Origin of the sequence: Leifsonia aquatica H1aii (assembly GCF_000633535.1) — a bacterium.
Lineage (GTDB): Bacteria > Actinomycetota > Actinomycetes > Actinomycetales > Microbacteriaceae > Leifsonia > Leifsonia aquatica_A.
In genome coordinates, this window is the sequence record NZ_AYMR01000007.1 from 1 (window position 1) to 26,662 (window position 26,662).

General features: G+C 69.3%; 32 protein-coding genes and 1 tRNA gene. 21 read left to right on the forward strand and 12 right to left on the reverse strand.

The genetic code is table 11. The features are described 5' to 3' along the window. From U870_RS0105640 to U870_RS0105650, 3 genes are all read left to right on the forward strand, one after another. On the forward strand, window positions 1–678 hold a 678-nt coding region (locus tag U870_RS0105640; RefSeq protein WP_029947239.1), incomplete at its 5' end, for an AAA family ATPase. Between the two features lie 92 nt (window positions 679–770). Continuing rightward, complete coding sequence (locus U870_RS0105645; RefSeq protein WP_025156440.1) at window positions 771–1,286, forward strand: amino-acid N-acetyltransferase; 516 nt, start codon at window positions 771–773, stop codon at window positions 1,284–1,286. Between the two features lie 46 nt (window positions 1,287–1,332). Next, the gene (locus tag U870_RS0105650; protein ID WP_025156441.1) at window positions 1,333–1,968 is read left to right on the forward strand and encodes a hypothetical protein; all 636 of its coding nucleotides are present in this window, start codon (window positions 1,333–1,335) and stop codon (window positions 1,966–1,968) included. An 81-nt stretch (window positions 1,969–2,049) separates the two neighbouring features. Here U870_RS0105650 and map read toward each other — a convergent pair whose 3' ends face one another. Next, window positions 2,050–2,817, reverse strand: a complete 768-nt coding sequence (map, locus tag U870_RS0105655; protein ID WP_025156442.1) for a type I methionyl aminopeptidase — start codon at window positions 2,815–2,817, stop codon at window positions 2,050–2,052. 46 nt (window positions 2,818–2,863) lie between these two features. Between map and U870_RS0105660 the strand changes: the two genes are divergently transcribed. After that, a complete protein-coding gene (locus U870_RS0105660; protein ID WP_025156443.1) occupies window positions 2,864–3,151 on the forward strand; it encodes a helix-turn-helix domain-containing protein in 288 nt (95 codons plus the stop codon). Between the two features lie 108 nt (window positions 3,152–3,259). Here the strand turns inward: U870_RS0105660 and radA are convergent, their stop codons facing one another. After that, on the reverse strand, window positions 3,260–4,639 hold the full coding sequence (radA, locus tag U870_RS0105665; protein ID WP_205288734.1) for a DNA repair protein RadA: 1,380 nt from the start codon (window positions 4,637–4,639) through the stop codon (window positions 3,260–3,262). A gap of 122 nt (window positions 4,640–4,761) precedes the next feature. On the opposite strand from radA, the gene U870_RS0105670 reads away from it, so the two are divergent. Further along, on the forward strand, window positions 4,762–5,685 hold the full coding sequence (locus U870_RS0105670; RefSeq protein WP_025156445.1) for an alpha/beta fold hydrolase: 924 nt from the start codon (window positions 4,762–4,764) through the stop codon (window positions 5,683–5,685). On the opposite strand, the gene U870_RS0105675 is transcribed toward U870_RS0105670, so the two are convergent. After that, window positions 5,627–6,487: an SGNH/GDSL hydrolase family protein gene (locus tag U870_RS0105675; RefSeq protein WP_025156446.1), complete on the reverse strand. Its 861-nt coding sequence runs from the start codon at window positions 6,485–6,487 to the stop codon at window positions 5,627–5,629. The genes U870_RS0105670 and U870_RS0105675 overlap by 59 nt on opposite strands. A 108-nt stretch (window positions 6,488–6,595) precedes the next feature. On the opposite strand from U870_RS0105675, the gene U870_RS0105680 reads away from it, so the two are divergent. From U870_RS0105680 to U870_RS25150, 3 genes are all read left to right on the forward strand, one after another. Then, window positions 6,596–6,685 (forward strand) — tRNA-Ser (locus U870_RS0105680). Window positions 6,686–7,073: 388 nt separating this feature from the next. Continuing rightward, window positions 7,074–8,144, forward strand: coding sequence for a pentapeptide repeat-containing protein (locus U870_RS23545; RefSeq protein ID WP_162819090.1), 1,071 nt, complete (start codon window positions 7,074–7,076; stop codon window positions 8,142–8,144). 227 nt (window positions 8,145–8,371) lie between these two features. Next, window positions 8,372–8,533, forward strand: coding sequence for a DUF7507 domain-containing protein (locus U870_RS25150; RefSeq protein ID WP_430623519.1), 162 nt, complete (start codon window positions 8,372–8,374; stop codon window positions 8,531–8,533). A gap of 578 nt (window positions 8,534–9,111) precedes the next feature. Here the strand turns inward: U870_RS25150 and U870_RS24265 are convergent. After that, window positions 9,112–9,594, reverse strand: coding sequence for a hypothetical protein (locus tag U870_RS24265; protein ID WP_025156447.1), 483 nt, complete (start codon window positions 9,592–9,594; stop codon window positions 9,112–9,114). 174 nt (window positions 9,595–9,768) lie between these two features. Between U870_RS24265 and U870_RS24270 the strand changes: the two genes are divergently transcribed. Beyond that, window positions 9,769–10,344: a septum formation family protein gene (locus U870_RS24270; protein ID WP_162819091.1), complete on the forward strand. Its 576-nt coding sequence runs from the start codon at window positions 9,769–9,771 to the stop codon at window positions 10,342–10,344. Window positions 10,345–10,372: 28 nt separating this feature from the next. Here the strand turns inward: U870_RS24270 and U870_RS0105695 are convergent, their stop codons facing one another. From U870_RS0105695 to U870_RS0105710, 4 genes are all read right to left on the reverse strand, one after another. Next, on the reverse strand, window positions 10,373–10,879 hold the full coding sequence (locus tag U870_RS0105695; RefSeq protein ID WP_025156449.1) for a GyrI-like domain-containing protein: 507 nt from the start codon (window positions 10,877–10,879) through the stop codon (window positions 10,373–10,375). After that, on the reverse strand, window positions 10,876–11,361 hold the full coding sequence (locus U870_RS0105700) for a DUF1801 domain-containing protein (RefSeq protein ID WP_029947242.1): 486 nt from the start codon (window positions 11,359–11,361) through the stop codon (window positions 10,876–10,878). The genes U870_RS0105695 and U870_RS0105700 overlap by 4 nt, the downstream gene beginning before the upstream one ends. 67 nt (window positions 11,362–11,428) lie before the next feature. Further along, window positions 11,429–11,974 carry a hypothetical protein gene (locus tag U870_RS0105705; protein ID WP_025156451.1) on the reverse strand — a complete coding sequence of 182 codons (546 nt, stop codon included), beginning with the start codon at window positions 11,972–11,974 and terminating at the stop codon, window positions 11,429–11,431. Then, window positions 11,964–12,500 (reverse strand): RNA polymerase sigma factor, encoded by a 537-nt coding sequence (locus U870_RS0105710; RefSeq protein WP_025156452.1) that lies wholly within the window; start codon window positions 12,498–12,500, stop codon window positions 11,964–11,966. Before U870_RS0105710 ends, U870_RS0105705 begins: the two co-directional genes overlap by 11 nt. 81 nt (window positions 12,501–12,581) lie before the next feature. On the opposite strand from U870_RS0105710, the gene U870_RS24275 reads away from it, so the two are divergent. From U870_RS24275 to U870_RS0105755, 9 genes are all read left to right on the forward strand, one after another. Further along, window positions 12,582–12,755 carry a hypothetical protein gene (locus U870_RS24275; protein ID WP_162819089.1) on the forward strand — a complete coding sequence of 58 codons (174 nt, stop codon included), beginning with the start codon at window positions 12,582–12,584 and terminating at the stop codon, window positions 12,753–12,755. Window positions 12,756–12,955: 200 nt separating this feature from the next. Further along, a complete protein-coding gene (locus U870_RS0105720; RefSeq protein ID WP_162819092.1) occupies window positions 12,956–14,461 on the forward strand; it encodes an ABC transporter substrate-binding protein in 1,506 nt (501 codons plus the stop codon). Between the two features lies 1 nt (window position 14,462). Continuing rightward, window positions 14,463–15,410 (forward strand): ABC transporter permease, encoded by a 948-nt coding sequence (locus tag U870_RS0105725; RefSeq protein ID WP_025156454.1) that lies wholly within the window; start codon window positions 14,463–14,465, stop codon window positions 15,408–15,410. Next, window positions 15,407–16,267, forward strand: coding sequence for an ABC transporter permease (locus U870_RS0105730; protein ID WP_029947243.1), 861 nt, complete (start codon window positions 15,407–15,409; stop codon window positions 16,265–16,267). The genes U870_RS0105725 and U870_RS0105730 overlap by 4 nt, the downstream gene beginning before the upstream one ends. Next, window positions 16,252–17,223, forward strand: coding sequence for an ABC transporter ATP-binding protein (locus U870_RS0105735; protein WP_052357574.1), 972 nt, complete (start codon window positions 16,252–16,254; stop codon window positions 17,221–17,223). The genes U870_RS0105730 and U870_RS0105735 overlap by 16 nt, the downstream gene beginning before the upstream one ends. Continuing rightward, window positions 17,220–18,008 carry an ABC transporter ATP-binding protein gene (locus tag U870_RS0105740; protein ID WP_052357576.1) on the forward strand — a complete coding sequence of 263 codons (789 nt, stop codon included), beginning with the start codon at window positions 17,220–17,222 and terminating at the stop codon, window positions 18,006–18,008. Before U870_RS0105735 ends, U870_RS0105740 begins: the two co-directional genes overlap by 4 nt. Before the next feature lie 68 nt (window positions 18,009–18,076). Next, entirely contained in the window at window positions 18,077–18,712 is a 636-nt protein-coding gene (locus U870_RS23035; RefSeq protein ID WP_025156457.1) for a TetR/AcrR family transcriptional regulator, read from the forward strand. A gap of 68 nt (window positions 18,713–18,780) precedes the next feature. Then, window positions 18,781–19,803 carry an agmatine deiminase family protein gene (locus U870_RS0105750; RefSeq protein WP_205288735.1) on the forward strand — a complete coding sequence of 341 codons (1,023 nt, stop codon included), beginning with the start codon at window positions 18,781–18,783 and terminating at the stop codon, window positions 19,801–19,803. 11 nt (window positions 19,804–19,814) lie between these two features. After that, complete coding sequence (locus U870_RS0105755) at window positions 19,815–20,984, forward strand: agmatine deiminase family protein (RefSeq protein ID WP_025156459.1); 1,170 nt, start codon at window positions 19,815–19,817, stop codon at window positions 20,982–20,984. Window positions 20,985–21,043: 59 nt separating this feature from the next. On the opposite strand, the gene U870_RS0105760 is transcribed toward U870_RS0105755, so the two are convergent. The 3 genes from U870_RS0105760 to U870_RS0105770 are packed head-to-tail and all read right to left on the reverse strand — an operon-like array spanning window position 21,044 to window position 22,301. Further along, window positions 21,044–21,373: a DMT family transporter gene (locus tag U870_RS0105760; RefSeq protein ID WP_025156460.1), complete on the reverse strand. Its 330-nt coding sequence runs from the start codon at window positions 21,371–21,373 to the stop codon at window positions 21,044–21,046. Next, the gene (locus tag U870_RS0105765; RefSeq protein WP_025156461.1) at window positions 21,373–21,762 is read right to left on the reverse strand and encodes a DMT family transporter; all 390 of its coding nucleotides are present in this window, start codon (window positions 21,760–21,762) and stop codon (window positions 21,373–21,375) included. Before U870_RS0105765 ends, U870_RS0105760 begins: the two co-directional genes overlap by 1 nt. Continuing rightward, window positions 21,759–22,301: a TetR/AcrR family transcriptional regulator gene (locus tag U870_RS0105770; RefSeq protein WP_029947248.1), complete on the reverse strand. Its 543-nt coding sequence runs from the start codon at window positions 22,299–22,301 to the stop codon at window positions 21,759–21,761. Before U870_RS0105770 ends, U870_RS0105765 begins: the two co-directional genes overlap by 4 nt. A 144-nt stretch (window positions 22,302–22,445) precedes the next feature. Between U870_RS0105770 and U870_RS0105775 the strand changes: the two genes are divergently transcribed. Next, window positions 22,446–23,225: a CPBP family intramembrane glutamic endopeptidase gene (locus U870_RS0105775; protein WP_052357578.1), complete on the forward strand. Its 780-nt coding sequence runs from the start codon at window positions 22,446–22,448 to the stop codon at window positions 23,223–23,225. Here the strand turns inward: U870_RS0105775 and U870_RS0105780 are convergent. Next, complete coding sequence (locus U870_RS0105780) at window positions 23,189–24,436, reverse strand: DUF1254 domain-containing protein (RefSeq protein WP_025156464.1); 1,248 nt, start codon at window positions 24,434–24,436, stop codon at window positions 23,189–23,191. The two genes, U870_RS0105775 and U870_RS0105780, sit on opposite strands and share 37 nt — an antisense overlap. A gap of 275 nt (window positions 24,437–24,711) precedes the next feature. Here U870_RS0105780 and U870_RS0105785 point away from each other — a divergent pair, with 275 nt between their 5' ends. Both U870_RS0105785 and U870_RS0105790 read left to right on the forward strand, forming a co-directional pair. Next, window positions 24,712–25,575: an EamA family transporter gene (locus U870_RS0105785; protein ID WP_025156465.1), complete on the forward strand. Its 864-nt coding sequence runs from the start codon at window positions 24,712–24,714 to the stop codon at window positions 25,573–25,575. Between the two features lie 114 nt (window positions 25,576–25,689). Beyond that, a complete protein-coding gene (locus tag U870_RS0105790) occupies window positions 25,690–26,625 on the forward strand; it encodes a phosphate/phosphite/phosphonate ABC transporter substrate-binding protein (protein WP_025156466.1) in 936 nt (311 codons plus the stop codon). The last annotated feature ends 37 nt before the right edge of the window (window positions 26,626–26,662 follow it).

Genomic DNA, 26,662 nt, shown 5'->3' on the forward strand with positions numbered 1-26,662 from the left:
GTCGTGCTGTTCGACGAGATCGAGAAGGCGCACCCGGACATCTTCAACTCGCTGCTCCAGATCCTGGAGGAGGGTCGTCTGACCGATGGCCAGGGTCGCGTCGTCGACTTCAAGAACACGGTCATCATCATGACGACCAACCTCGGCACGAAGGACATCTCCGGCGGCCCCGTCGGCTTCCAGATCGAGGGCGACCCGACCACCGGCTACGAGCGGATGCGCGGCAAGGTCTACGAGGAGCTGAAGAAGAACTTCAAGCCCGAGTTCCTGAACCGCGTCGACGAGATCATCGTCTTCCCGCAGCTGAACAAGGCCGAGCTGCTGCAGATCGTCGACCTGTTCATCAAGCGCCTCTCCGACCGGCTGCTGGACCGCGACATGACCATCGAGCTGGAGCTCCCGGCGAAGGAGCGCCTGATCGAGGTCGGGTTCGACCCGACGCTCGGCGCCCGCCCGCTGCGCCGCGCCGTCCAGCACGAGATCGAGGACCGGCTGAGCGAGAAGATCCTGCACGGCGAGCTGAACGCGGGCGACCACGTCCACGTCGACTTCCGTGACGGGGAGTTCGTGTTCACCACGACCGCCCGGGCCGACGCGATCGGGGCCGGCGTCAACGCGACGGCCGCCATCGGTACCGGCCCGGCGACACCGGACCTCGCCGCCAACGCGGACCTGTAGCCGCCGAGTACAGACAGAGTCGGCCGGAAACCGCCGGGTACGCAGAGAGTTCGCGTACTCGGCGGTTTCTGCGTGTCGGTAGGGTGGGACGAGTGAGTGGTGAGGCAGGAGCGGTCCGGGTCCGTCGGGCGCGCACGGGAGACGTGGCGCGCATCCAGGAGCTCGTGGAGCCGCTCGTGCGACGACGCATCCTGCTCGGCAAGGAGACGGTGACGTTCTACGAGGCCGTGCAGGAGTTCCGGGTCGCCGAGGACGAGGACGGCACGCTCATCGGCTGCGGTGCGCTCCACGTCATGTGGAGCGACCTCGGCGAGGTGCGCACCCTCGCGGTCGCCGACGAATGGCTCGGTCGAGGCGTCGGCCGTGCCCTGCTGCAGCGACTCGAGACGGACGCCCGCGACCTCGGTCTCAGCCGCCTGTTCTGCCTGACGTTCGAGGTCGGCTTCTTCGAGCGCAACGGGTTCGAGGACATGGGGGAGGAGACGGTGGATCCCGCACTCTACGCCGAGCTCGTCCGCTCCAACGACGAGGGCGTCGCGGAGTTCCTGGACCTGGCCCGCGTGAAGCCCAACACCCTGGGAAATACAAGGATGTTGAAGCGGCTCTGAGCGCGTTGCGCCGGGGAAATCCGCGGCGCGCGGTTATGCTGCGGGCATGTCGACGTTCAAGCATCCTGTCGGCCCGCAGCCGAGCACGGTCTATTGGCGACGCCGGCTCATCCTTGGTCTCGGCCTGCTCGCCGTGATCCTCGTCGTGGTGCTGATCATCGTGCGCCCCGGCGCCTCGGACGGCGCACCCGCTCCGGCCTCCACGACCAGCGCTCCGAAGAAGACCACGGCGCCGGCGTCGACGAGCATCCCGACCACGAAGACCACCGCGAGCGGTGCCGCGTGCGACAACGCGAACGTGCGTGTGGAGGCCGTCACCGACAAGGCGACCTACGCGGCGGGCGAGCTGCCGCAGCTGTCGGTCGCGATCACGAACACCGGCTCCACGGCGTGCAAGATCGACGCCGGGACGGCGCAGCAGCTGTTCACCATCACCAGCGGATCCGAGACCTACTGGAAGTCGACCGACTGCCAGACCGACAAGGTGGATGCCGAGGTGCTCCTCGAGCCCGGCAAGACCATCTCGTCGCAGGCGCCGATCACCTGGGACCGCACCCGCTCCGACCCGTCCACCTGCCAGGCGACGCGCGAGCAGGTCCCCGCCGGGGGAGCCTCCTACCACCTGACGACGACGGTCGCGGGCATCCAATCCCCCGAGACCAAGCAGTTCATCCTCCAGTAGCGGGCGCTGCCGGCCGCCGAGGCGGCACACAGTGCACGCATTCTCGCCGAGGCGGCGAATAGTTCGCCGTCTCGATGGAGGCTAGGGGAGGGTGAGGATCTCGGCCCCGTCGGGGGTGATCGCGATCGTGTGCTCGCTGTGGGCGGTGCGGGCGCCGGTCGCACTGCGGAGGGTCCAGCCGTCGGCGTCGGTGACGAGCTCAGCGGTGTCGGCCATCACCCACGGCTCGAGTGCGAGCAGGAGGCCGGGGCGCAGTCGATAGCCGCGGCCCGGCCGGCCGTCGTTGGAGACGTGCGGGTCCTGGTGCATGGTGGAGCCGATGCCGTGGCCGCCGAACTCCAGGTTCACCGGGTAGCCGGCCTCGTGCAGCACCGAGCCGATCGTGTACGACAGATCGCCGATGCGCGCACCGGGGTGGGCGGCGGCGATCGCGGCGGCGAGGGCGCGCTCGGTCGTCTCGATCATCGCGACGTCGGCCGGCGCGCGCGTCGGGCCGACGATGACGCTGATCGCCGCGTCGGCGGCGATGCCGTCGAGCGTGACAGCGAGGTCGAGCGTGAGGAGGTCGCCGTCGACGAGAGCGTAGTCGTGCGGCATCCCGTGCAGCACGGCGTCGTTGACCGCCGTGCAGATGTAGTGGCCGAACGGGCCGCGTCCGAACGACGGCGCGTAGTCCACGTAGCAGGATTCGGCGCCGGCCTCCGCGATCAGCGCCGCCGTCCAGCTGTCGATCTCGAGCAGGTTGGTGCCGACGGCGACGCGGCTCTTGAGGGTCTGGAGGATGCGCCCGACCAGCGCTCCGGCGGCACGCGCCCGGGTCAGCTCGGCCGGGGTCAGGATCTCGATCATGCCGATAACTATACCGGTATGAGTATCCCGGTATTAGTATGGGGTCATGGTCAGGTTGCCGAACACTCCCGCCGAGATCGAGCGTGGTCAGCGGCTCGGTGCGCTGATGCGCCGCGCGCGCGGCGAGCGGTCGATGCTGGCGGTCGCCCTCGATGCGGGTGTGTCGCCGGAGACGGTGCGGAAGATCGAGTCGGGCCGGGTGGCGACGCCCGCCTTCCCGACGATCGCGGCCATCGCCGCTGTGCTCGGGCTGTCGCTGGACGCCGTGTGGGCCGAGATCAGCGAACCGCTCGCCGGCGCGGACGCAGTTGCCGAGGAGCCCCTGGCCTCCTGACCCGGCCGTCGCCGAGTCCGCGCATTTTCTGCGTACTCGACGCTTTCGGGCCCACTTGGTGCGGGCTCGGCGGGTGCGGGCTCGGCGGGTGCGGTCAGAAGGGTGCGGTCAGAAGGCGGCGTCGAGTTCGCGTTCGCGGGGAGTGGACCCGGCGGTGAACGCCAGCCGCAGCGCCTCGCGGATGGAGGCGCTCTGGTCGTCCACGCGCGTCGCGAAGCCCAGCCGTTTCGCCTCCGCGGCCCGCTGCTTGCCGTTGGTGACCGGCCGGATCTCGCCGGCGAGGCTGATCTCGCCGAAGGCCACGAGGGCGTGCGGGATGGCGCGGTCGGAGGCCGCCGAGGCCACTGCGAGGGCGATGGCCAGGTCGGCGCCGGGTTCGGTGAGCCGCACGCCGCCGACGGTGGAGACGTAGACGTCCTTGTCGCCGAGCTTGATGCCGGCGCGGCGCTCCAGCACGGCGAGCAGCATCGCCACGCGCGAGCTGTCGACGCCGTTGGTGACGCGGCGCGGGTTCGGTGCGGCGGTGGCCACGACGAGGGCCTGCACTTCCACCGGGAGCGGGCGCCGTCCCTCCATCGCGACCGTCACGCAGGTGCCGGAGACCGGGGTGGAGGTGCGGCTGAGGAACAGCCCGCTCGGGTCGGGGACCTCGGCGATGCCGTCGCCGGTCATCTCGAAGCAGCCGACCTCGTCGGTCGGCCCGAAACGGTTCTTGAGCGCTCGCACGAAGCGGAGCGACGTCTGCCGGTCGCCCTCGAACTGGCACACCACGTCTACCAGGTGCTCCAGCAGCCGGGGGCCCGCGATGGAGCCGTCCTTGGTGACGTGCCCGACGATCAGGATGGGCAGCCCGCGTTCTTTGGCGATGCGGATGAGCGTGCTGGCGACCTCCCGCACCTGGCTCGGGCCGCCGGCGATGCCGTCGATGCTGCCGCTGGAGACGGTCTGCACCGAGTCGACGATGACCAGCGAGGGTGCGACGGCGTCGATCTGGCCGATGATCGTGGCGAGGTCGGTCTCGGCGGCGAGGTAGAGCTCGTCGTGGAGGGCGCCGGTGCGCTCGGCGCGCATGCGCACCTGGCCGACGGACTCCTCGGCGCTCACGTACAGCACGCGCGCCTGCTGGGCCGCCGCGCGTGAGGCGACCTCGAGCAGCAGGGTGGACTTGCCGACGCCCGGCTCGCCGCTCAGCAGGATGGCCGCGCCCGGCACGATCCCGCCGCCCAGCACCCGGTCGAACTCGCCGATGCCGCTCGGCCGCCGGCCCGCCGCCTCCGTCTCGATGTGCGCGATCGAGCGGGCCTCCCGCCCGGCTCCGATCGTGACCGGCGTCAGCGCGCGCAGGACGCCGGTGGGCGCCGCCGTCTCCTCCACCGTGCCCCAGGCCTGGCACTCGCCGCAGCGGCCGACCCACTTGGCCGCCGTCCAGCCGCACTCCGTGCAGCGGTAGTTGACGTGAGCCTTCGCCACGGCACCTCCTCGATCCATCGCCCACACTACGGGCGGCCACCGTCACTGCCGGAAGGATCGCGGGGTTCGGGGGAGAACCGGCTGCCCGCGCCCGCTGTCGAGGGTTCTGTGCCGCGGCTCCCGGGAGCAGAATGGGCGCCATGGCGAACCTGACGTACACCCTGCGCTCCGGCCGGAGGGTCGGCCTGACCACCCTGGGAGACGCCGACGCGGAACGCATCGTGGTGTTCTGCCATGCGGCCCCCGGCTCCTCGGTGTTCGACCCCGATCCCGACGCCTCCGCCACCCGCAACGTCCATATCGTCGCCCTCGACCGGCCCGGGTACGGCGCCAGCGATCCGTGGCCGCACGGCGAGTGGCCGAGCATCACCCGGGCGGCCGACGACATCGCCGAGTACCTGCGGTCCGTCGTGCTCGCCGAGAGCTCGTCCGGGGTGGGCCGTCCGCGCACGGTCGGCATCGTGGGCTGGTCGGCGGGTGGCCGGGTCGCCCTCGCCTTCGCCGCGCGGCACCCCGAGCTCACCGATCGGGTCGCCGTCGTCGCCACTCCGGCGCCGAACGAGGCCGTCCCGTGGATCCCCCCGGAGCTCCAGGCGGAGTCGGACCGGCTGGGGGCGCTCGCTCCGGACGCCGCCGTCCAGCAGCTCAGCGCCCAGCTGGAGCCGCAGGCGGAGGCCGTGCTGTCCGTGACCGAGCCCGGTGATGTCCCGCCCGATGCGGTCGGCGCCACTGCGGTCGACGAGGCGGTGCTGGCAGGACCGGGGGTGCGCGATCGGCTCGGCCGGATGCTGCACGACGCCTTTCGCCAGGGTGCCGTCGGAGCGGCCGCCGACATCCTCTCGTACACCGCCCGGCCGTGGGGATTCGATCCCGCCCAGGTGCGGGCGAAGACACTGGTCGTCGGCGGTCAGGGCGATGCGATCGCCGGCAACGCCCATGCCGTCTGGTACAAGAACGCCGTCCCGGACTCCCGGATGGAGATGGTGCCCGGCACCGGGCATCTGGTCATCGTGCCGGCGTGGGGGAGGGTGCTGTCGCACCTGGCGCCGGGCTCGACCCGCTGAGCGCCGTGCTGGCGGTAGTGGCCCCCGCACGGTCGTCCGTCGCCGGCGTCCTCGGGAACTTCGCCTTCGCCAGCCGGGTCACGGCGGGGAGGAAGGCGGAGGCCCACACCCGGTAGCCGTGGTCGTTGGGGTGGAAGAGGTCCTCGGCGAACTGCGTGAACGCGCCGCGCAGACCCTCCCGCCTCATCGACGCGTGGAGGGGAGCGACGGTGAGGCCGGCGGCGGCGGCCTCCTGGCGCAGGATGGTGTTCGCCTCGGCGACCTTCCGCTCATTCCACGGCAGGTAGAAGTACGGCAGATCGGCGACCACCGCGTCCACCGGGAGCGCGCCGAGCACGCGCCGGATCCCGGCGCGGAAGGTCGCCGGATCGAACAAGGCGATGTCGTTCGCGCCGATCGACACCGTGACGATGTCGGGCTGCAGGGTCTCGAACCGGGGGAGCTGGTCGGCAACGGCGAGGGCGACCGTGGCCCCGGAGACGCTCAGGTTCACGACGCGCACCGACCGGCCGGTCGCGGCACGGAGGTGATCGGCGATCACGCCGACGTAGCTGTTCTCGGGCTGCGACGCCCCGATCCCCTGCGCGGCGCTGTCGCCGATCGCGACGTACAGGATCTCGCCCTCGGTCGTCGCGATGTCCCGCCACCATTTGGAGTGCACCGGGAGCATCTCGTTCAGGCGGACCTTCCCGGCGGCGACGGATGCGCGTTTCTGCTGGATGCGGCTCCAGGCGTACGCGGCGCCACCGGTGACGGCGCCCACGACGCCGACCGTGGTGACGATGCGACCCGTGGTGTTCATGCGTGCAGCGTACTCCGCGTACCGTGAGGCCCCCGTGGGTGTGCGCTGTGCGGGGCCTGGATGCGCGCTGATTGGCGGCCTGCGGAAAGTTCGCCTAAGATAATCCGCGGTACCGTGTCCGAGCGGCCGAAGGTGCAACTCTCGAAAAGTTGTGTGGGTGAAAGCCCACCGTGGGTTCAAATCCCACCGGTACCGCCAGAGAAAACCCCCGCGATCCCAGTTTTTATAAGGGATTGGGGGGTTTTCGCTTTCCCAGAAGAGGCGATTTTCCCACAATTTGCCCACACTTGCGGGAAGAGTGAGCCAGCAGATGTGACCTCGATCGCTCGCTGAAACTCCTGAGTCGGGCGAGAGAGGAAAAGGGTGAAAGCGGAGGTGGGGCTGAGCTGCGTTTCCATTCCGCTTCGCTGAATGGAATCTTGCTCGTCGCCGGCGCTCCTCCGGTCCGTGCTGGGTCGCTTCAGTCGTCGTCCGCCGACGCCACTTCGTGGCGTTGGTCGGCGCCTATCAGGCCGTACACTCCATGAGTCCGAATCGATCGGCCATCACATGAAGGGGAAACACATTGAGCCACCGATGGTTGCACGTGGCTGTCTGGGCAGGCATAGTTGTCGGGCTCGGAGGGCTTGTAACTGCCATCGCGCTCCTTCCTCCCCTTCTTGTTGCGGCGGATTCGGCCGATGCGTCGCCGGACGCTCTGGCATCGGCGATTGCGTCGGCCAGGCAAGCGATGCTCTTTGCCGCAGGCGGACTGATTGCGGTCGTCACGCTCGGATTCACTTGGTATCGAGACCGAATGACTCGCGCGACTGTCGAGTTGACGCGTGACGAGAATCGGACTAGCCGATACACAGAAGCTGTCACCCAGCTTGGTGACCAAACCAGCATCGCTATTCGGTTGGGAGGAATCTATGCGCTGGAACGAATCGCTTTGGATTCGCTTCGAGACCGCCAGACCATATTGGATGTCGTCACCGCTTTTGTTCGTCATGCCCGGGCGCGTTCCGTGCCCGACCTACCAGCACAGCTATCCGAAGATGTCAGCGCCGCCGTGCTCGTTATCGCTCGAATCACTGCCATGCCCGGAAGGAAAGGTTTCCCGCCGCTCCGTCCTGTCCGGTTAGAAAACGTGTCCCTGCCTGCGGCGGACTTTAGAGGAGCGGTTCTCAGGGGTGCAGTTGTCTCCGATTGCGTGCTCTCAGGGGCAAGGTTCGATGGGGTAGACCTTGAACAGAGCAGCTTTGTCGATTCGACGCTAGACCACGCAAGCTTTGAGGCCGCTAACTTGGCGATGTCCGAACTCGTCAGCACCAGCGCGTCAGGCGCTAAGTTTCAGCGAGCGGTCCTTGCCGACGCGGCTGTCTGGGGGGCGGACTTCACTCGCGCGAATTTTACGGGAGCCGACCTCTCTGGAATTAGGGGAGGTGATTCGAGTGAGCACGCCCAAATGACGGTCACGTTTCACTCGGCACTCCTCTGGGAGTGCAGCCTCGTGGGAGCCCGACTCGAGGGGGCGGATTTGGCCAACGCGTCATTGCGAAATGCCAATCTGACCACCGCGGACTTGATGGGCGCACACCTGAGCCGTGTCGATTATGACGACCAGACGCGTTGGCCCGCCGGATTTGCGCCGCCACGGAGCCGGATTCGGATCTAGCTGCGATCGCCGTCGTATGAAGCGTGGACGGTGGCGCGCTGGTCAGGCTTTGACGTTCGCTCCCCACGCGATCGCGAGGCTTAGCGCCGCGTGCCGGAGGTCGTGAATCGTCAGCTCTGCAGGAGCCACGGACCGCTTCTTCGCATAGACAAACCAGCCCTTGCGCTGATCCGGCCGCCGCTGGTGGACGACCCCGTCGCCGAAGACCAGGCCCTGCTCGGTTTGCCATCACCAACGCCTGCAACCTCGCGCTTCGTGACGTCAAGGTCGAGGAGAGTGCGTTCACCGGGACCTGCACGCTGAGCGAGATCGACTGCCCGGCCGAGTTCGCCTCCGTTGCACCCACCGTCACATGCACAGCCACATTGTCACCACGGCCGCCGACGTGAAGGCGCGACGGGTGTCCGACACAGCGGTTGCAGGCGGTACTCTGGCCAACGGTGCGACTCCGTCCTCTCCGATCTGTCCAGCTACGTCGTGTCTGTGGAGCCCGGCGGGGTTCTCGACTTCACCGGATCCGCGGCGATGTGACCCGTAGGCATCACCGCGGTAGTGCTGATCGGTGGGGGTGACGTTGCTCACCCGATGTCGTCGCGAAATCTAGCCCGACCGTTTTCGCAGGGCCCGGAGTTCACGCTCCGGGCCCTGTGACGCGTCGCGATCGGGCGGCCGCGTGACTACATTTTGACTACAACTGGTCGAAATCGAGACCTTTCAGCTGCGATCAGGGAGCATCGACTTCGCTGGCTTTCCGCGGAATTCGAGAAGTGAGTGCGACGTGGGCAATGCCGGACGAGAGTTCAAATCCCACCGGTACCGCCAGAACGAAGCCCCCGCATTCCCGTGTTCGCATGGGAGGCGGGGGTTTTCGCGTTCCGGGAAAGAGCCATACACGGCTCGCTCGGGCGGCACTCTTGGCATTCGCGGTGCGACTCGATCCGTGCCGGGGCATTGAGCCCAGCGGTCGCTAGCGCCCCGCCGTTCCCGGTTGCGTCGCGGCGATGATCGCCCGGGAACCGCCCGGCCAGCCGTCCCATCCACGCAGGTAGAGGCGGTAGGTGCTCGCGACATGGAGGGAGCGCGCGACGCGCTGCGCCTGGGAGTCGGGGAACCGTTCGCCGTTGCGCGTCACCTGCAACGTGCCGCAGTCGGCGGTCGAGATGTCCCAGTCGGTGCCGAGGAACCCGCTCTTCCCGTACACCGCGTGGTGCGCGGTGGCGGTGATCGTGCAGACGGCTTGCGACTGCACGTTCCACCACATCCCGTCGACGACGAGGGAGGTCATGACGTACCCCATCATCGCGAACGCGACGCCGGCCACCACGAGCCCGAAGAGCGCCGACCGGGGCCGTCGACGCAGAGAGGTCATCGGCGCCATCGGGCGATGCCGGGTCGGCGGGCGCGACTCGAACTGCTCCTGCAACCGGTCTGCCACACTCTTCCGCGCCATCGCCCCTCCCTCGCCGATCGTAGGGCATGGGGTGCCCGATGCGATGCCGCGGCGGACCGTCAAAGCTGCCGCGGACCGGGTGGGCCCGCCCATCGCATTCATGACCGGTTTCGCATGGCCGGAAACGACGCCGTGCTTCAGACTGGAGCGGGTGGATACTCGGAGCGGAGCATCATGAACAGTGCGACTCGGACCGCAGCGGGAGCCGGAGCAGGCGTGGCGCTCGCCGCGTGCATCGTGCTCCTGGCCGGCTGCACCTCGCCCACCCCGACGCCCACCGCGTCCGCATCCGCTCCGACCACAATGACCGCGACGGCGACCCCGACCTCCCTCCCGACACCGACCGGCACTCCCACTCCCACGCCCACCGCCTTCGCCGACCTGTCGATCGGGATGTGTCTGACCGAACTCGCCGGGTCCCTGCAAGTCGAATCCGGAACGGTGACCGTCGTGCCGTGCTCGGAGGCGCACAGCTCCGAGGTCTACAGCCTCCCTGGTCTTCCGGGCGACGCGTATCCCGGTGATGAGAGCGTCGCGGCCTCGGCGTCCGACGCCTGTACGAACGACTTCACCGGCTACGTCGGTCAGAGCGTCTCCGTCTCCGACCTCGACCCGGGCGTGTACGTGCCCGACCAGGCCGGCTGGGCGAGCGGCGAACGACGGGCGGTCTGCGTCGTGTTCTACCCGAAGGGCGACGTGGTCGGCAGCCTGAAGGGAATCGGCGCGACCCCGCCGCAGCTCGGGCCGTAGTGACGGCGAACCTTGCCGCCGGTCATCCCTACCCGCGGGTGAGGAACGCGAGTTCGACGACCCAGCGGGTCTTGCGAGGCTCCGTGCGAGGGTCGGTCAGGTAGGTCTCGCAGCGCGAGGCGAACGCCTCTCCCTCGGGATGCGGTTCCGTGTCCAGTCGAAGTCCGTGGTCGCGGACCCAGGCGTGCAGAAGACGGTTCGCGGCGAGCGATTTCGCCCGGTACGCGAGCACGGCGTAGTCCCCGGCAGGGATGACGCCGGTCGCGACGCGATCGTCCGCCGCCCCGGACTCCGCGGCGACACCGACCTCGATCTGCATCTGGTCGGACATGTTCACGACGTGGAGGCGGAGGAAGAACGGGCCGCTCGGCTCGACGCCGTGCTCGTCGAGCCATGCGATCAGTTCCGCGAGCAGCCGGTCGCGGTGGGAGAGCATCGTCCGGAACGGGACGGTCTCGCGGATCCCGAGAGTCGCGACGGCCGGACGGGCCACCAGTGCGGGGCCGCTCACGATGTCCAATCCGCTCGTGCTCACGTCGCATCCCGGCGCCGAGCCGTCGCCGTCGTGCGTTTCCCGACCCCGGGAACGGAGGTGGCCTGCCGCATCCAGGTGGCGAGCCGCTCGTCGTCCAGGTCGTCGAGGGAGGCGAGCTCGACTCCCCGGGTGGCCGTGCCCATCCCGACCGGGGTGACGGGCGGGATCGGCTCGAGGCGCACGCCGTTGATGAACATGAGCTTCACGTGACCGGCGAAACCGCCGCAGCTGAAGCACCATCCGTCGCCGACGCCGTAGTACGCCATGCCCCATTTCACCGAACGGTGCAGGCCGGGGAGGGTCGCGGCAGCCAGCGCGTCGACGGCTTCGGCGATGCCCCGCTGCGGCTGTGGGAGGCTCGCGATGTAGGCGAAGACCGGTGCATCGCCCACGGCCGCCTTGGCCGGGCTCGCACGGCCGGTCATCGCCGCGGGAAGGGCCGTCCCGTCGGGACGAGTCGCCGCATCGTCGTCGCCGCTCATGGCGTGATCGTATCCCCGTCCGTCGTCCTCGGGGAACCGATGCGGAGATCGCGGCAGCTGCGGAGCGTCACATGCAGAGCGCGGTCGCGCGATCGAAGTAGAGACGTGCCGGGGCGAGGGAGGCTGCCCCGGACGCCGACGCATAGGCGGCTCGGAGGGATTCGAGGTCTGCGGTCTCCGCGGGCGAAAGCTGGGGATAGCACCGGGCGGCGACAGCCGCCGCGAAGTCGTTCATGCCGGCTCCGACGCCCGGCACCGACGAGCCGTCCCCGCTGTCGTCCAGCTCCGACTTCGCCAGCGCCCACAGTTGGTCCAGCGATGCCTGCTCGGGCGTGATCTGCTCGCCGGATCGCGGCGCAGGCACGGTCTGCGGCGGATCGCTCGCCCGGTGGCTCGAGTGAGGAATCGGGTGGAACACGCCGGAACCGAGGGTGGCCGCGAGCGCCGTCCCTGCCCCGCCGACGATCAGCACCGCCGCCGCCGCGACGAGGAGCCCCGCGAGGGCGGGTCGTGCCGTGCGCTGGCGGGTGGTGGCCGCCTCATCGAGCACGCGGACCTTGACATCGGCACGCAGCTGGGCGATGTCGTCTCCGGTGGGTGGATCAGCCTTCATGCTCGATCACTTCCTTCCGCAGACGCGCGCGACTCCGTGCCACGCGCTGCTTGATGGCGCCGACACTGCTCCCCAGCAGGGTGGCGACCTCCGTGTAGGGGCGTCCCTCGACGAGGCACAGTTCGCACACCCGCTGGTCCACCGGGTCCAGCCGCCCGATCGCATCCATGACCCAGCGCAGACGATCCCGGGCGTCCGGATCGTCGTCCCACGGGAGGTCCTCGGGGAGCGGATCCGACCGGTTCCGCCGGCGCGCGCGGGCGAGGTTGCGAGCGTGGTTGCGACAGGTGACGAGCAGCCACGGGAGCGCGGACGTGTCGACCAGACGGATGCGATGCGCGTTCCGCCACAGCGTCACGAACGTGTCCTGCAGGAGCTCTTCGACATCGTGCCGGTCGGCCGCGAGCGCCCAGGCATAGCGGGTGACGGCCGTCGAATGCCGGTCGTACAGCTCCGCCAGCGCTCGTGCCTCACCCCGCTCGACGCGTTGGAGCAGACCCGCGTCGCTCGCCCCTGTGCTCTCCATCGGCACCCCCTCGGTTAAAGAATGTCGCGGGAACGCCGAAGGTCACAGATACTTGCAGCAGGCGACGAATGGAGGGGTGCAGTGACGCACACGATCTTCGTCGCGGTCTACCTGGTCCTGATGGGCGCGATCATCGTCGCCCTGGACGTTCTCTTCCTCCGTCAGCACTTCTGGTGGCGGCTGGGCACGAACATCGGGATCGTCGTCGTCTTCGCGATCGTCTACCTCGTCTGGCTCAAGAACGCCTTCCGATAGCCCGACACCGTCGCTGGGCCCGCCCTTTCCGGCTCCGTCCGCCCGCTGTCGCGGCTGCGGCCTCAGGACCTTCCTCGTGAGAGTCCCGCGCGCGCTCGATGCGATCGCGCCCGCACGCGACCGCGGGTTCTGCCTTGACAGATCGGTGGCAGCGAGGCATATTTGGATTTCATCCAAATCCTATTTCTAGCGAGGGCCTGATGCGACGAAGCACTGTACTCGCGGCGGTGGTCAGTACCGCTGCTGTTCTCTCTCTGGGACTCTCGGGGTGCTCCGGCGCCGATGCGGCCGCCGGGACCACCCTGCATGTGATCCGATCGGAGTCGTTCGACGGCTGGAACCCCGACTCGGCGGCCGCGTACGCGACCTATCAGACGTTGGACAACGTCCTCGAGCCGTTGGTGAAGTCGAATCCGAACGGGCATTCGATCGATCCCGGCATCGCCACCGCGTGGACGTACGACGACGCCGCGCGCACGTGGACCTTCACGCTCCGGCCCGATGTGAAGTTCAGCGACGGCGCACCGGTGACGCCCGCGGACGTGATCTTCTCGGCCGGTGTGTGGGCGAAGGGCAAGAACTACGGCTCCCTGTACTCGGACATCAGCAGTGTCACCTCGCCGGACGCGCACACGGTGGTCTTCCACATGTCGGACGCCAATACCATCCTCCCGGTGCTGATGACCTGGAGCTCGTCCGGTATCTTCCCGCGGGACTTCGGGGGCAGAAGCGAGGACGCGTACTGGCAGAAGCCGGTCGGGGCCGGAGCCTACGCCGTGCAGTCGTGGTCCACAGGCGGTCAGACGGTGCTGACCGCCAACACGCACTACTACGAGAAGGTCGGCGTCACGAAGGTCGTCATCGACACCGTCACCGATTCGAACCAGGGCGCCGCGATGCTCCAGTCCGGGCAGGCCGACATCTCCCAGTACCTGGCGCCGCAGGACGCGAGCATCTACGGGTCCAACCTGAAAGCCCTTCCCTCGAGCCAGATCGAGCACCTCAGCTTCAACACCACCCGCGCACCACTGGACGACATCCACGTGCGCAAGGCGATCGCCTACGCCATCGACTATCCGGCGATCGTGAAGGGTGCGTTCAAGGGTTACGGCACGAATGCTCCCGGGATCATCCCCTCGGGGCTCGCGAACTGGTCCGCTCCGGACGTGCCCGGGTACGGACTCGACCTCGAGAAGGCCAAGGCTGAGCTCGCCCTCGCGGCGACGAAGCCGACGACCCTCGAGGTCGTCTACGACGCGTCCAACGAGGCGGACAACGACGTCGCCCAGATCCTCAAGCAGAATCTGAACGCGATCGGCATCCAGCTCACGCTGAGCCCGCTGGAGACCGGCGCCTTCCTCGACAAGGCCTACGGCCTGTCCTCCGACCTGGTGATCTGGTCCTACGGCGCGGTCTCGCCCGATGTCGTCGACCCCCTGGCGTGGATCAGCGGCACATCCTGGCTCTTCAGCGGCGTCAACACCGACGAGGTCACCCAGCAGTTCCGCGCGTATGCGTCCGCCCCGGACGCGGCTGCCAAGCAGGCGATCGTCCTAGCGGTCCAGGACACGGGAATCACCGAGCTTCCGGCCGCGGCCCTCGCGCAGTTCCAGGTGCTCTACGCGGTGACGCCCCGCGTGCACGGGTTCGCGCCGACTCCGTGGGGCATGTACCACTGGAGCGAGATCACCCTGGGCGGCAACTGAGATGTCCGATCGCTTCGGGTTCGTCCTCCGCCGGATCGCCTTCGCCATTCCCCTGACGCTGTGCGTCGTGCTGCTCGTGTTCCTGCTCCTGAAGATCACGCCGGGAGATCCGGCTCGACTCATCGTGGGCCTGCGGGCCTCGCCGGAGCAGCTCGCCCTGGCGCGTCAGCAACTCGGGCTGGACCAGCCGGCGATCACGCAGTTCCTGCACTATGTCGGCAACGTCTTCGTGGGCGATTTCGGGTTCTCCTTCAAGTCGCAGCAGCCGGTCACCGACGTGATCACCGAGCGGCTCCCCGTGTCGCTGTGGCTGCTGGGCTTCAGCGCCCTCTTCTCCGTCGTGATCTCGGTGCCGGTCGCGATCGTCGCCGCACGGCGCCCCGGCGGGGTGTTCGACCACAGCGCGCGCGGCGTGGGGCTGCTCCTGTTCGCGATGCCGTCGTTCTGGACCGGGATCGTGCTGATCCTCCTCGTCGCCCTGCCGACCGGCTGGTTCCCGGTGGGCGGGTTCGGCTACACGACGGTCGACCACCTCCGCTCCATCGTGCTGCCGGCGATCACCCTCGCCGTCACGATGGCACCGCTGCAGATCCGGAGTCTGCGAGCGAGCCTGATCGGCGTCCGCGAGTCGGAGTACATCACGGCGGCGCGCACCCTCGGCATCGGCAGCGGTCGGATCACCCGTCGATTCGTCCTGCGCAACGCGGCGCCGCCCACCGTCTCGGTCCTCGCCCTGAACATCGGCTACATGCTCTTCGGCGCGGTCGTGGTGGAGACGACCTTCGCCCTCCCCGGGCTCGGCCAGGGGATCGTCCTGGCTTCCCGCCAGCGCGACATCCCGCTGATCCAGGGGTACACGATCGTGTTCGCGATCGCCGTGATCCTCGTGTATCTCATCGCCGATGTCGTCGAGGCGATCCTCGACCCGAGAGTGAAGGTCGACTCATGACGGTGATCGCACCTCCGGCCGTCGAGCCGGCCGCCCTCGCGGTTCGTTCCGTGCGCCGCTCCGGTCCACCCACGATGGTGTGGGTGGGGATGGGGATCGTCGGCGTCTTCGTCCTGGCGGCCCTGTGCGCGCCGCTGATCGCTCCGTACGATCCACTGGCACAGAACGTGGCGGACGCCCTCGCCGCACCGAGCTGGCAGCATCTGCTCGGCACGGACGAACTGGGGCGCGATGTGCTCTCCCGTCTGATCTGGGCGGCACGGATCGACCTCCTCATCGGGTTCCTCGGGGCGCTGCTCCCGGCGATCCTCGGAACGGTCCTCGGCGCAGCGGCCGGATTCTTCGGCGGATGGCTGGACACGCTGATCATGCGCGTCTCCGACCTCGTCCAGGCGTTCCCGAGCTACATCCTCGTGATCGCGCTCGTCTTCGTCCTCGGGGCGGGGCCGGTCTCCATCCTGGTTTCGATGACGGTCGTCTCCTGGGTGGCCTACGTGCGGCTCATGCGCACCGAGATGCTGCGCGTGCGCGAATCCGACTACATCGCCGCGGCAACCGTCTCCGGTTTCTCCCGCCGGCGCGTGCTCTGGCGGCACGCCTTCCCGAACGCGATCGGGCAGAGCCTCGTCTACCTGCCCTCCGACATCGTCGCCGCGACACTCGGGCTCGCGGCGCTCTCGTTCCTCGGGCTCGGCATCCAGCCGCCCGCGCCGGAGTGGGGAGCGATGATCGCCGAGGGGCAGCCCTACATCCGCGAACAGTGGTGGCTCGCCACCGTCCCGGGCCTGGCGATCGTCGTCTTCGGCCTCGGACTCAGCATGATCGGTGAAGGAGTGGAAGCATGGGGCCGCAAGTGACCGGGTCCGTCCTCGCGGTGGAGGACCTCACCATCGACCTGGCCGTACAGGGACAGCGCTTCCGCCCCGTGGACCGGATCAGCTTCTCGGTCGCGCGAGGGGAGGTCCTCGGGATCGTCGGGGAGTCGGGATCGGGCAAGAGCCTGACGCTGCGCGCCGTGCTCGGCGTCCTGCCCGAGACCAGCCGTTCCCACGGATGCGTCACGGTGTTCGACGAGACAGGCGCGCCTCAGAGGTCCGCTCGGCGGGTCGCGATGGTGTTCCAGGAGCCGATGCTCGCCCTGAACCCCACCATGAGGGTCGGGGATGTCGTCGCGGAGGCCATCCGGGCGCATTCCGGGTGCTCCTGGCGGTCGGCTCGGGCGCGCGCCATCGAGGTGATGGCCGAGGTCGGGATCCCGCGCGCCGCGGAACGGGCCCGCGCCTGGCCGCACGAGCTCTCCGGCGGCCTCCGGCAACGGGTGATGATCGCGGCCGCTCTGGGCACCGAGCCCGACGTCCTCCTCTGCGACGAGCCGACCACGGCCCTCGACGTCACGATCCAGGCGCAGATACTCGCCCTGCTGAAGCGCGTGTGCGCCGACCGCGGCATGGCGATGGTGTTCGTCTCGCACGATCTTGCGGTGATCGGTCAGATCAGCCAGCGCATCGCCGTGATGTACGCCGGGCGGATCGTGGAGACGGGAAGGACCTCCGACGTGCTCCGCCACCCACAGCACCCGTACACCTCCCAGCTCCTGGCCTGCACGCCTTCGGCGGTCTCCGGACGGGACCCCTTGCAGACGATCCCGGGGAGCCCGCCGGACCCGCGGGCGTTCCCGCCGGGCTGTCGCTTCGCTCCTCGATGCCCCTTCGCCGTCGACCGGTGCCGGGCGGCGTCCGGCGAGTTGATGCCGAGCGGGCGCGGGGCGACGGCGTGCATCCGGACCGATGTCGTCGAGGAGCTCAGCGCATGAGCGTCCTGCCGTTCGTGCGCGAGACCGCATCGGAGACGGTACTCGAAGCGCGCGGCGTCACCGTCGCGTACGGATCCCGGAGGCATCCCGTCCTCGCTCTCGAGGGAGGCGAGCTCGCGCTCGGGCGTGGGGAGTCCGTCGCGCTCGTCGGCGAGTCCGGATCGGGCAAGTCCACGTTCGCCAAAGTGATCGTGGGACTCGTCCGGCCCCGCGCCGGAGAGATCCTCCTCGATGGGGAGCACCTCGGGTCCCGACGCACGCGCGACCAGATCCGCCGGGTGCAGATGGTCTTCCAGGATCCGAGCTCCTCGCTCAATCCGTCGATGACCGTCGGACGGATGCTGGAGGAGCTCATCCGCTTCCATGACATGGTCCCGCGGTGGGAGACCAGGGCCCGCGCCATCGAGCTGCTCGAGATGGTGGGCCTGCCGGGTTCGACCTTCACCGCACTTCCGAGGCGGCTGTCCGGCGGCCAGCGGCAGCGCGTCGGGATCGCCCGGGCGCTGGCCGTCGAGCCGTCGGTCCTCATCGCGGACGAATCGACGGCGGCGCTCGACGTGTCGGTGCAGGCGGCGATCCTCAATCTCCTCGCCCGGCTCCGGTCCGAGCTCGGACTGACACTCCTGTTCATCTCCCACGACCTCTCCGTCGTCCGGCACGTCAGCGACCGCGTGATCGTGATGAAGGACGGCGGGATCGTGGAGACCGGCGACGTCGACGGTCTGTTCGACGCGCCGCGGGAGGAGTACACCCGGCAGCTGCTGGCGGCGGCTCCCCGGCTCTGAGATGCGGCGCCCCGGTAGCATCGATGGCGTCGCACACGGCCGAAGGCAGACCCGAAGGAGTTGACGCGGTGGACCGTCTCACGAAAGGCAAGCGCCGCGAGGAAGCCGTCCTCGCCGCCGCTGCTCAGGCGATCGCCGAGCTGGGGTACGCGAACGTGCGCGTCTCCGACATCGCCGAGCGCGCGCAGATGACTCCGGGTCACGTCACCTACTACTTCCCGTCGAAGAACGATCTGCTGCTGCTGGCGATCCGGCGGAGCGAGGAGGAGCTCATCGAGCAGTCCCGGGAGCGGCTGTCCGCCATCGCCGACCCGTGGCAGCGCCTGCGCCGACTGATCGAGCTCTCCGCGGCGGACGGGGTCCAGGACGAAGGCTGGGCGCTCTGGCTGCAGGTCTGGGGGAGCGGGATGGCCGACGACACGGTCTCGAGCGAGCACCAGCAGTTGGACGAGCGCTGGTTCCGCATCCTCATCGAGGTGATCGAGTACGGCTCCGAACGCGGTGCCTTCCGCGTGGCCGACATCGACGACGCCGCCGAGATCGTGTCCGCGATGATCGACGGCCTGTCGATCCAGGTGACGGTCGGCTCCCCGCGGGTCGATCGCGATCGAGCGCTCCGTCTGTGCGAACTCGGGGCGGCGCGGGTCCTCGGCTTTGCGGGCGCGCCGGACACGGCTGCGTCGGAAGACGACCCGCGCAGCTGAAACGGAACCCCTTGCGCATTTCTTGGATGTCATCCAAAATTGGATGACATCCAACTGTGGAGGACACCGTGACCACACTTCCCTTGACCCCGATCTCGGCCGGCTACCGGATGCCGGCGGAATGGTCGGCCCACGCGGCGACCCTGATGATCTGGCCGGCCCGCGCCCGCCTGTGGGGCGACCGCTACGAAGCGGCATGCCGCGAGTACGCGGCGGTCGCATCGGCGATCGCCGCCTTCGAGCCCGTCTTCATGGTCTGCCAGCCCGGTGAAGCGCAGCTCGTCCGGAACGCCTGCGGATCGGGCGTCGAGCCCCTCGAGTTCGGAGCGGACGACTCCTGGGCGCGCGACGCCGGCCCGATCTTCGTCACGAATGAGCACGGCGATGCCGTCGCCGTGAAGTTCGGCTTCAACTCCTGGGGCAACCGCTGGCACCCCTACGATCAGGACGCGCTCATCCCGGATCGCGTCGCCGCGCATTTCGGGGTGCCGCTGTTCAGTGCCCCGATGATCCTGGAGGGAGGGTCGTTCTTCATCGACGGTGAAGGCACCCTCATCACGACCGAGCAGTGCCTGCTCAACCCGAACCGGAATCCCACTCTGGACCGCGAGCGGATCGAGGGCATCCTGGGCGACTACCTCGGTGTCACGAAGGTGATCTGGCTTCCCTTCGGGCACAGTCTCGACACGGGGCCCGTCGGCACGGACGGCCACATCGACGGGGTCGCCCAGTTCGCCGGTCCGGCACGCATCTTCTTGGAGCAGCCCAGCTCCACCGCGTCGACGGAGTACGACCGCTCGCGCGCCAACCTGGCCGCGCTGGAGGGGGAGACGGATGCGCTCGGCCGACCGCTGCAGATCGAGCTCTTCGATCCGCCGCTCGACGCCGAGGTGTCGTACGCGAACCACTACATCGTGAACGGTGCGGTGATCGTCCCCGTCGACGCCGGGCCGATCGGCGCCGCGGCCCTCGCCGCGTTCGAGGCCATCTATCCGGACCGCGAGATCGTGGGCGTCGAAGCGGCCACGGTGGCCACCGGCGGCGGCGGTCCGCACTGCATCACTCAGCAGCTCCCGGCCGGGATCCTGTAGGCGACCGGATCATGAAGGAGCGCACGGAACGCCAGAACACGAAACACCAGGGCACGCGAGTGTCCCGGCGCGGATTCCTCGCGGCCGCCGGAGTCGTGGTGGCCGGTGCGGTCGCTGCGCCCATCATCGGGGCCGGCTGGCCCTCCGCGTCGGTGCGGCCGGCCTCCGCAGCGGGGACGTTCAGCGTTCCCGCGGAGGACGTGCCGCATGCCCGGACCTGGATGGCCTTCCCCGACCGGACGGCGATCTGGGGGCGCGGGCTCGGCGGCGTCCAGTCCGACATCGCGCGGATCGCGACGACGATCGCGAAGCACGAGCCCGTCACCCTCTGCGCGAACCCCGCGAGCGCCGCACGGGCGCGTTCCCTGTGCGGGAGCGGCGTGACCGTGATCACCGATATCCCCGTGGACGACTGCTGGATGCGGGACACCGGCCCGGTGTTCCGGGTGGACGACTCCGGCGCCCTCGACGCCGTCGGTCTGAACTTCAACGGCTGGGGCGGGAAGCAGGCGCACACTGCCGACGCCCGCGTCGCGTCTCGGATCGCCTCGTTCGTCGGGGTGCCGTTCGCCAGGGCCGATTTCGTGGGTGAGGGTGGCGCCATCGAGCAGGACGGGTTCGGCACCCTGATGGCCACGCGCAGCAGCCTCGTGAACGACAACCGCAATCGAGGGCTGTCGCAGCAGGAGATCGAGGACGCGATGCTCGACGCGTACGGGGCCTCCGCCGTGATCTGGTTCGACGGCGTCCGCGGGCAGGACATCACCGACGACCACGTCTACGCGACGTCGCGCTTCGTCGCCGCCGGCCGCGGCGTCGTCCAGCTGCCGCACGGATCGGACGACGACGCTTTCGCGCGGGATGCGCGGAAGCAGTTCTCCGTGCTCTCGGCGGCCACCACGGCGAGCGGATCGGCGATGACGGTCTCGGCGATCCAGGGTCCCGACTACGACAGGATCCGCTCGACGAGCAGCAGCTTCCTGGCGTCGTACGCCAACTACTACGTGTGCAACGGGGCCGTGATCGCTGGGCAGTTCGGGGACGTGCGAGCGGACGCCGCGGCCAAGGCCGCCCTGGCCGCGCTCTTCCCCGGGCGTGTGGTGGAGCAGGTCGCCATCGACCATCTGGGAGCGGGCGGCGGCGGCATCCACTGCGTCACCCAGCAGCAGCCGGCGATGTAGTACCGACGGGGACGCACGCTGTCCCGCCGCCGCCGAAGACGCCGTCGCCGTCGCCGCCGTCAGTGCATCGACCCCAGCTCCACCAGTACGACGCCGGCGCCGATCAGGAGGATCCCGAGGGCCATGACCTTGGTCAGCGGTTCCTGGAACAGGACCCGGCTGAGCACGGCGGTGAGGGCGACGCCGACCGCCGCCCAGACGCCGTAGGCGATGCCGAGCGGCAGCCCGAGGGCCAGGGTGACCGAGAGCAGGGTGAACGCGACCACGTAGCCGACGGCGACCGGGAGGTACCAGATCCGTTTCGGGGACGGGCCGGCCGTCGCCATCCGGAGCGAGATGGTGCCGGACACCTCGAAGACGATCGCCCCGGCCAGGGCGAGCCAGGCGATCACTCGCGGCCTCCCTCGCGTGCCGAGCCGGACGAAGCGGACGACGCGGCGGCCGTCGCGCGCCGGTGCGCCGACTGCGACCCGAGCTCGACGAGCAGGACGCCGCCGATGATGAGGGCGATGCCGAGCCCCATCAGCGGGGTGAACGGCTCGCCGAACAGAGCGGTCGAGAGGGCGGCGGTCAGGGCGACGCCCGTCGCGCCCCAGATGCCGTACGCGACGCCGAGCGCCATCCCGGCGCGCAGGGTCGCAGCGAGGCAGACGAACGAGGCCACGTAGCCGATGCCCACCACGACGTAGAGCGCGGGATGCGTCAGCGCCCCTTTGAGCGAGAGCGACGCGGTCACCTCGAACAGGATCGCCCCGGCGAGGAAGAGCCAGCGGTTCACGCGATGCCTCCGAGCAGGTCGTCGACGGTGCGCTGGAGCCGGACGCGATCCGCTTCGTCCGGCGGGAAGAGGCCGGACGCGCAGGCGAACCAGGCGCCGTCGGCCAGCAGCCGCACCGCGAGGAGGCGCGCCCGGACATCGGGATCGAGGTCGTCGGGCAGCTCGACGTAGGGGCGCAGACGCTCGCCCCACTGCGCCACGAGCGCGTCGCGCAGGCGCGGGTCGGCGAAGACGACGAGCTCGCTCGCGTCGTGCGGGCCCTCGATCGACCAGGTCGCGTACGCGGCGGCGCGCTCCTGCGGCGTCGCCGTCGCCGGGTCGCCGATGCGCGAAACGATCGCCCGTTCGCAGCGATCGACGACGTGGTCGACCAGGGCGAGCATGAGCGCCTCCTTGGTCGGGAAGTGGTACATGAGGCCGGGCTTGGTGAGGCCGGCCGCGCGCGCAGCGCTCTCCAGCGAGATGGGCTCGCCGGCCTGCAGCATCCCCAGGGTGCTGTCGAGGGCGTCGGCGCGCGGCGTCGATCGGGTGACGGGCATGACACGCACTTTACCATCCGGTTGGTAAAGTCCGGAAGGCCTCCGGCAGGTGCTGCCGCTGGGTCGCCTGTGCCCGCTAGCATTCACCCAGAGCCGGTCGCGTCTACGGCGGCGGCTGCCCCACCGTCACGTCTGGAGCAGTTCATGAGAGTGCCGCCTCGCCCCTGGATCGGGATCGCCGTCTGGCTCGGATACGTCGTCATCGTCACCGTGGTCGGGGCGCTCTCGGGCGTCGGGTACGACCACATCGGGGACTCCGCCGAGACGCTCTTCCGAGGCGCCGCGCTGTTCCTCGCGATCGGGGCCGTCTACCTCGTGATCGTCACGACCGTGCTCGGCTGGTGGCGGAGCGCGCTGTTCGAGACGGAGCGCAGCAGGCACCGGTGGCCGATCGTCGCCCCGGCGATCATGGCGCTGTCGATCCTCATCGGCCTGCCGACGGTGGACTGGGCGCGGATCGACGGCGGATACCTCGCCGGTCTCCTCACCCTCGGCGTGCTCGTCGGGTTCAACGAGGAGCTCGTCACGCGGGGCCTCCTGCTGACCGGGATGCGGGCGAGCGTCCGCGAGGTCTGGGTGTGGTTGACGACGAGCGGTCTGTTCGGGCTCATGCACGCGACGAACATCATCAGCGGTGCCCCGGTCGGACAGACGATGCAGCAGGTGGTGCTCGCCTTCCTCGGGGGCACGGCCTTCTACATCGTGCGGCGGGTCACCGGGAGTCTGGTCTGGGCGATGGTCCTGCACGGGGCGTGGGACTTCACGACCTTCGCCACGGGGCACGGGACGGTCGGCCCGAGCGTGGGGCTGTTCCTCGGCATCGCCGGGGAGATCCTGGCGCTGGTGTTCGTGTTCTGGACCTTTGCGAGTGCGAAACGACCCGCGGATCAGCCCGTCGTCAGCTCGAAGACCGGCGCGGTGTAGTCGCCGTTCTGGATGGCCTCACTCGGTCCGTAGAGCCGCAGGATCAGGTAGGAGTCCTTCTCCGGGATGGGCAGGAAGTGCGGGTCGTCCGCGTGCGCCTCGACATCTGCGCTCAGGAGGATCGAGTAGCTCCCGTCGTCGTCGGGAGAGAGCGTGCGGTCGCCCCGGCTGTGCCGATTGATGCTGTTGTGCGCCATCAGCCGGTCGTCGTCGCCGTACACGGTGAACGACCAGAACTCCGACACGTCCGGCGCGCGGAAGCGCGCCCGGTACTCCCGGCCGGCCGAACCGTTGATCGGGGACCCGTCCGACCCGGTCTCGATCTTGAGGTAGACGGATTCGACCGGCGGCAGGCCCCACTGGCCGAGCATCGTCCCGATGTCGAAGACGTCCCGCGGCGCATGCTGCAGCTCCTCGCGCGTACCCAGGACTCCCTTGGAGCTCGTGAGCGTCGGTGCGAGCTCGGCGAGGTGGCGGGTCGCCAGGGTCTCCCCGCGCGCGGCAGCGTCGAGCTGGTCGGCGGTGAACTCCGTGCGACCCGGTTCCAGCCCGACCTCCGCGAGCCCGTCGAGCCATTCGGCGTCGGCCGCGGCCATCGAGCCGTCGGCGAGCAGGAAGTCGACCCGATGCAGCCACGTGGTGGCGGCCGGATCGGGGAAGTCCCGGGACACCGGAGCGGGCGCAGGCCGGCCGAGGTGCTCGGAGAGGGTCTGGAGGAGCCACTGGTCCTGCAGGCCGCGCGCGACCTCGAGGTCGTCGCCTCCCGTCGTCATGATGCGGCCCATGACCTTGATGAGGTTCGAGTCGGAGCGGACGACCTCGTCGATCCCGTCGGGCACGTCCCCGTCCCATCCGCGGGCCGCGAACAGGAACCGGCCGCCCTTCGGCCCACGAGTGCGGGAACCGATCATCGCCGTCGTGTAGTGGCCCATGTCCATCGTGTGCAGGATCCAGTACCGATCGCCGTCGACGTCGGGCACTGTCACCACGACCGGCTCGGCGGCGACGTCGAACCAGCCCTGCAGGTGGAGGGTGTCGTTGTTGATCGTCGGGTGCGCGGTGTAGGTGTCGTCGGCGAGGTCGCGGAGCTTCTGGAACGCGTTGAGACGGACGCCGGGGGCGATCGTCGTCTCGTGCAGGAAGCCGTACGCCTTGTCCATCGAGTACGCGTACAGGTATGCGTCCCGCGCCCGCTCGTCCGAGATCGCCATGCTCGCTCCTTGTGTACGTCGTTCGTGTCGCTGTCATTCCAGCATCCGCCGCGGTGCGGGTCTAGCCCCGCACCGCCCCCCACACACGCAGTGGTGCGCGGCGTCGGCCGGCGTCCGCTATGCTCGTCGGCGATAGCGCCTAGGGTTCCGGAGCGAGAGCTCGTCTGGTCCGAGCGGCGCCACGGCCGTCGTCCGTACGAGGGCCGTCATCTGACAGGACAAAAGCCCGGAGGACCCCGGCTGACCGCGCCCGCGGCAGCTCGAAGGGTCTCGTCGTGTCCGGATTCGCTGTCGCCATCGTCCTCTCCGCAGCCGTCTGCCATGCCGCGTGGAACATCCTGGCCCACGGGGTCAGCCGGCTCGGGGTGCCGTTCCTGTGGTGGGGCGCCGTCGGCAGCACGGTGCTCTGGGCGTGCGCGATCCCGTTCACCGGAGGGTTGGGCACGGCCGACCTCGGCGCCCTGCTGCTCGGCGTGGCCGTCTCGGGCGTGCTGCACGTGGTCTACATGTTCGTGCTGCAACGCGGATACGCGGCCGGCGGCCTCTCGACGGTCTACGCGACGGCGCGCGGCACGGGCCCGACGATCAGCGTGCTGGTCGCTGTGCTCGTGCTGGGCGAGCGTCCGTCGCCGATCGCCCTGCTCGGCGTCGGCGCGATCGTGGCCGGCGTGGTCGCGATCGGCCTCGTCGACCGGGGCACGCCGCGCACCGGGCCCGCGATCGATCGCGGGCTGCTGTACGGGCTGCTGACGGGCGCCGCGATCGCGGCGTACACGATCTGGGACGCGCACGCCGTGCAGTCCTGGGGGCTCGCCCCGGTCGCGTTCATGGTCGGGTGCACGCTCGCCGAGATCCCGCTGTACACCGCCGCACTCCGCGGTCGCGGTCGCGGGGTGCGGGAGGTCATCGTGCGGCACTGGCCGCGCGTCCTGGCGTTCTCGGTGCTCTCCCCGCTCTCGTACATCCTGGTGCTCTTCGCCGTGACCCTCGCCCCGGTCGCGCTGGTCGCTCCGATGCGGGAGGTCAGCGTGATCCTGGTCAGCCTCTTCGGCGTGCTGGTGCTGCGGGAGGGGCGCGCACTCTGGCGGATCGCGGCGGCCGTCACGGTGCTCGCGGGAGTTGCGCTCCTCGCCGGGTGACCCCAGATAGGAATACAACAGGTGAACGGCTCGTGAAATGGCACGAGTTAGGTACATTAGTCGGTGTTCTCCGTGTCACCATTCTGACGTCCCGTTCTCACCCGAAAGGTCGTCATGAACCTCCGTCGCTCACAGCTCGCGACCGCCCTCGCCGGCGCAGCACTCCTCGCCCTGACCCTCGTCGGCTGCTCCTCCGCCGCCTCGTCGTCGCCGACCGGCTCGGCCGGGGTCGACGCGGCCGGCACCTTCGCCGTCGACCAGAACACGCTCGTCTTCGGTGTCGTGCCCGACTCCGTCGAGACCGAGACCAACTACAAGCCGCTCATGGACTACATCGCCAAGGAGACCGGCAAGAAGGTCGAGTACCACGAGTCGACCGACTACGCCGCGCTCATCGAGGCCGCCATCGCGGGCAAGGTCGACGTCGCCTCCTTCTCGGGCTTCACCTACGTCACCGCCAAGAACAACGGCGCCAAGCTCACCCCCATCTCCTCCATCATCACCAAGGAGGGCCAGGAGCCGGGCTACTACTCGCAGGCGATCGTGCCGAAGGGCAGCAGCATCACGAAGCTCGCGCAGTTCAAGGGCAAGAAGGTCTGCTTCGTGGACCCCTCCTCGACCTCCGGCTACCTGTTCCCCAGCTACAACCTGCTGAAGGCGGGTGTCGACCCCGAGAAGGACGTCACCCCGGTCTTCGCGGGCAAGCACGACGTCAGCGTCGCCAAGGTGGGCGAGGGCACGGAGTGCGAAGCCGGGTTCGCCGAGGACAGCGAGGTCGCCAAGTCCGACAAGGTGAAGGTGATCGACCAGACCATGGTCCCCGGTGCGCCCATCGTGATGTCGACCGCTCTGCCCACCGACGTCAAGACGAAGCTGACCTCGATCCTCAGCAAGGTCACGATCGACCAGATCATCAAGGCCGGCATCACGAGCGCCGACTCCGACGGCTTCCGCAGCGTCTTCTACGCCACCGCGCCGGTCGACGACACGTACTACGACCTGATCCGCGACATCTGCACGAAGACCGACGCGAAGCAGTGCAAGGCCTGACCCGCCACGACGCCTGACCCGATGATGACCCCGACCC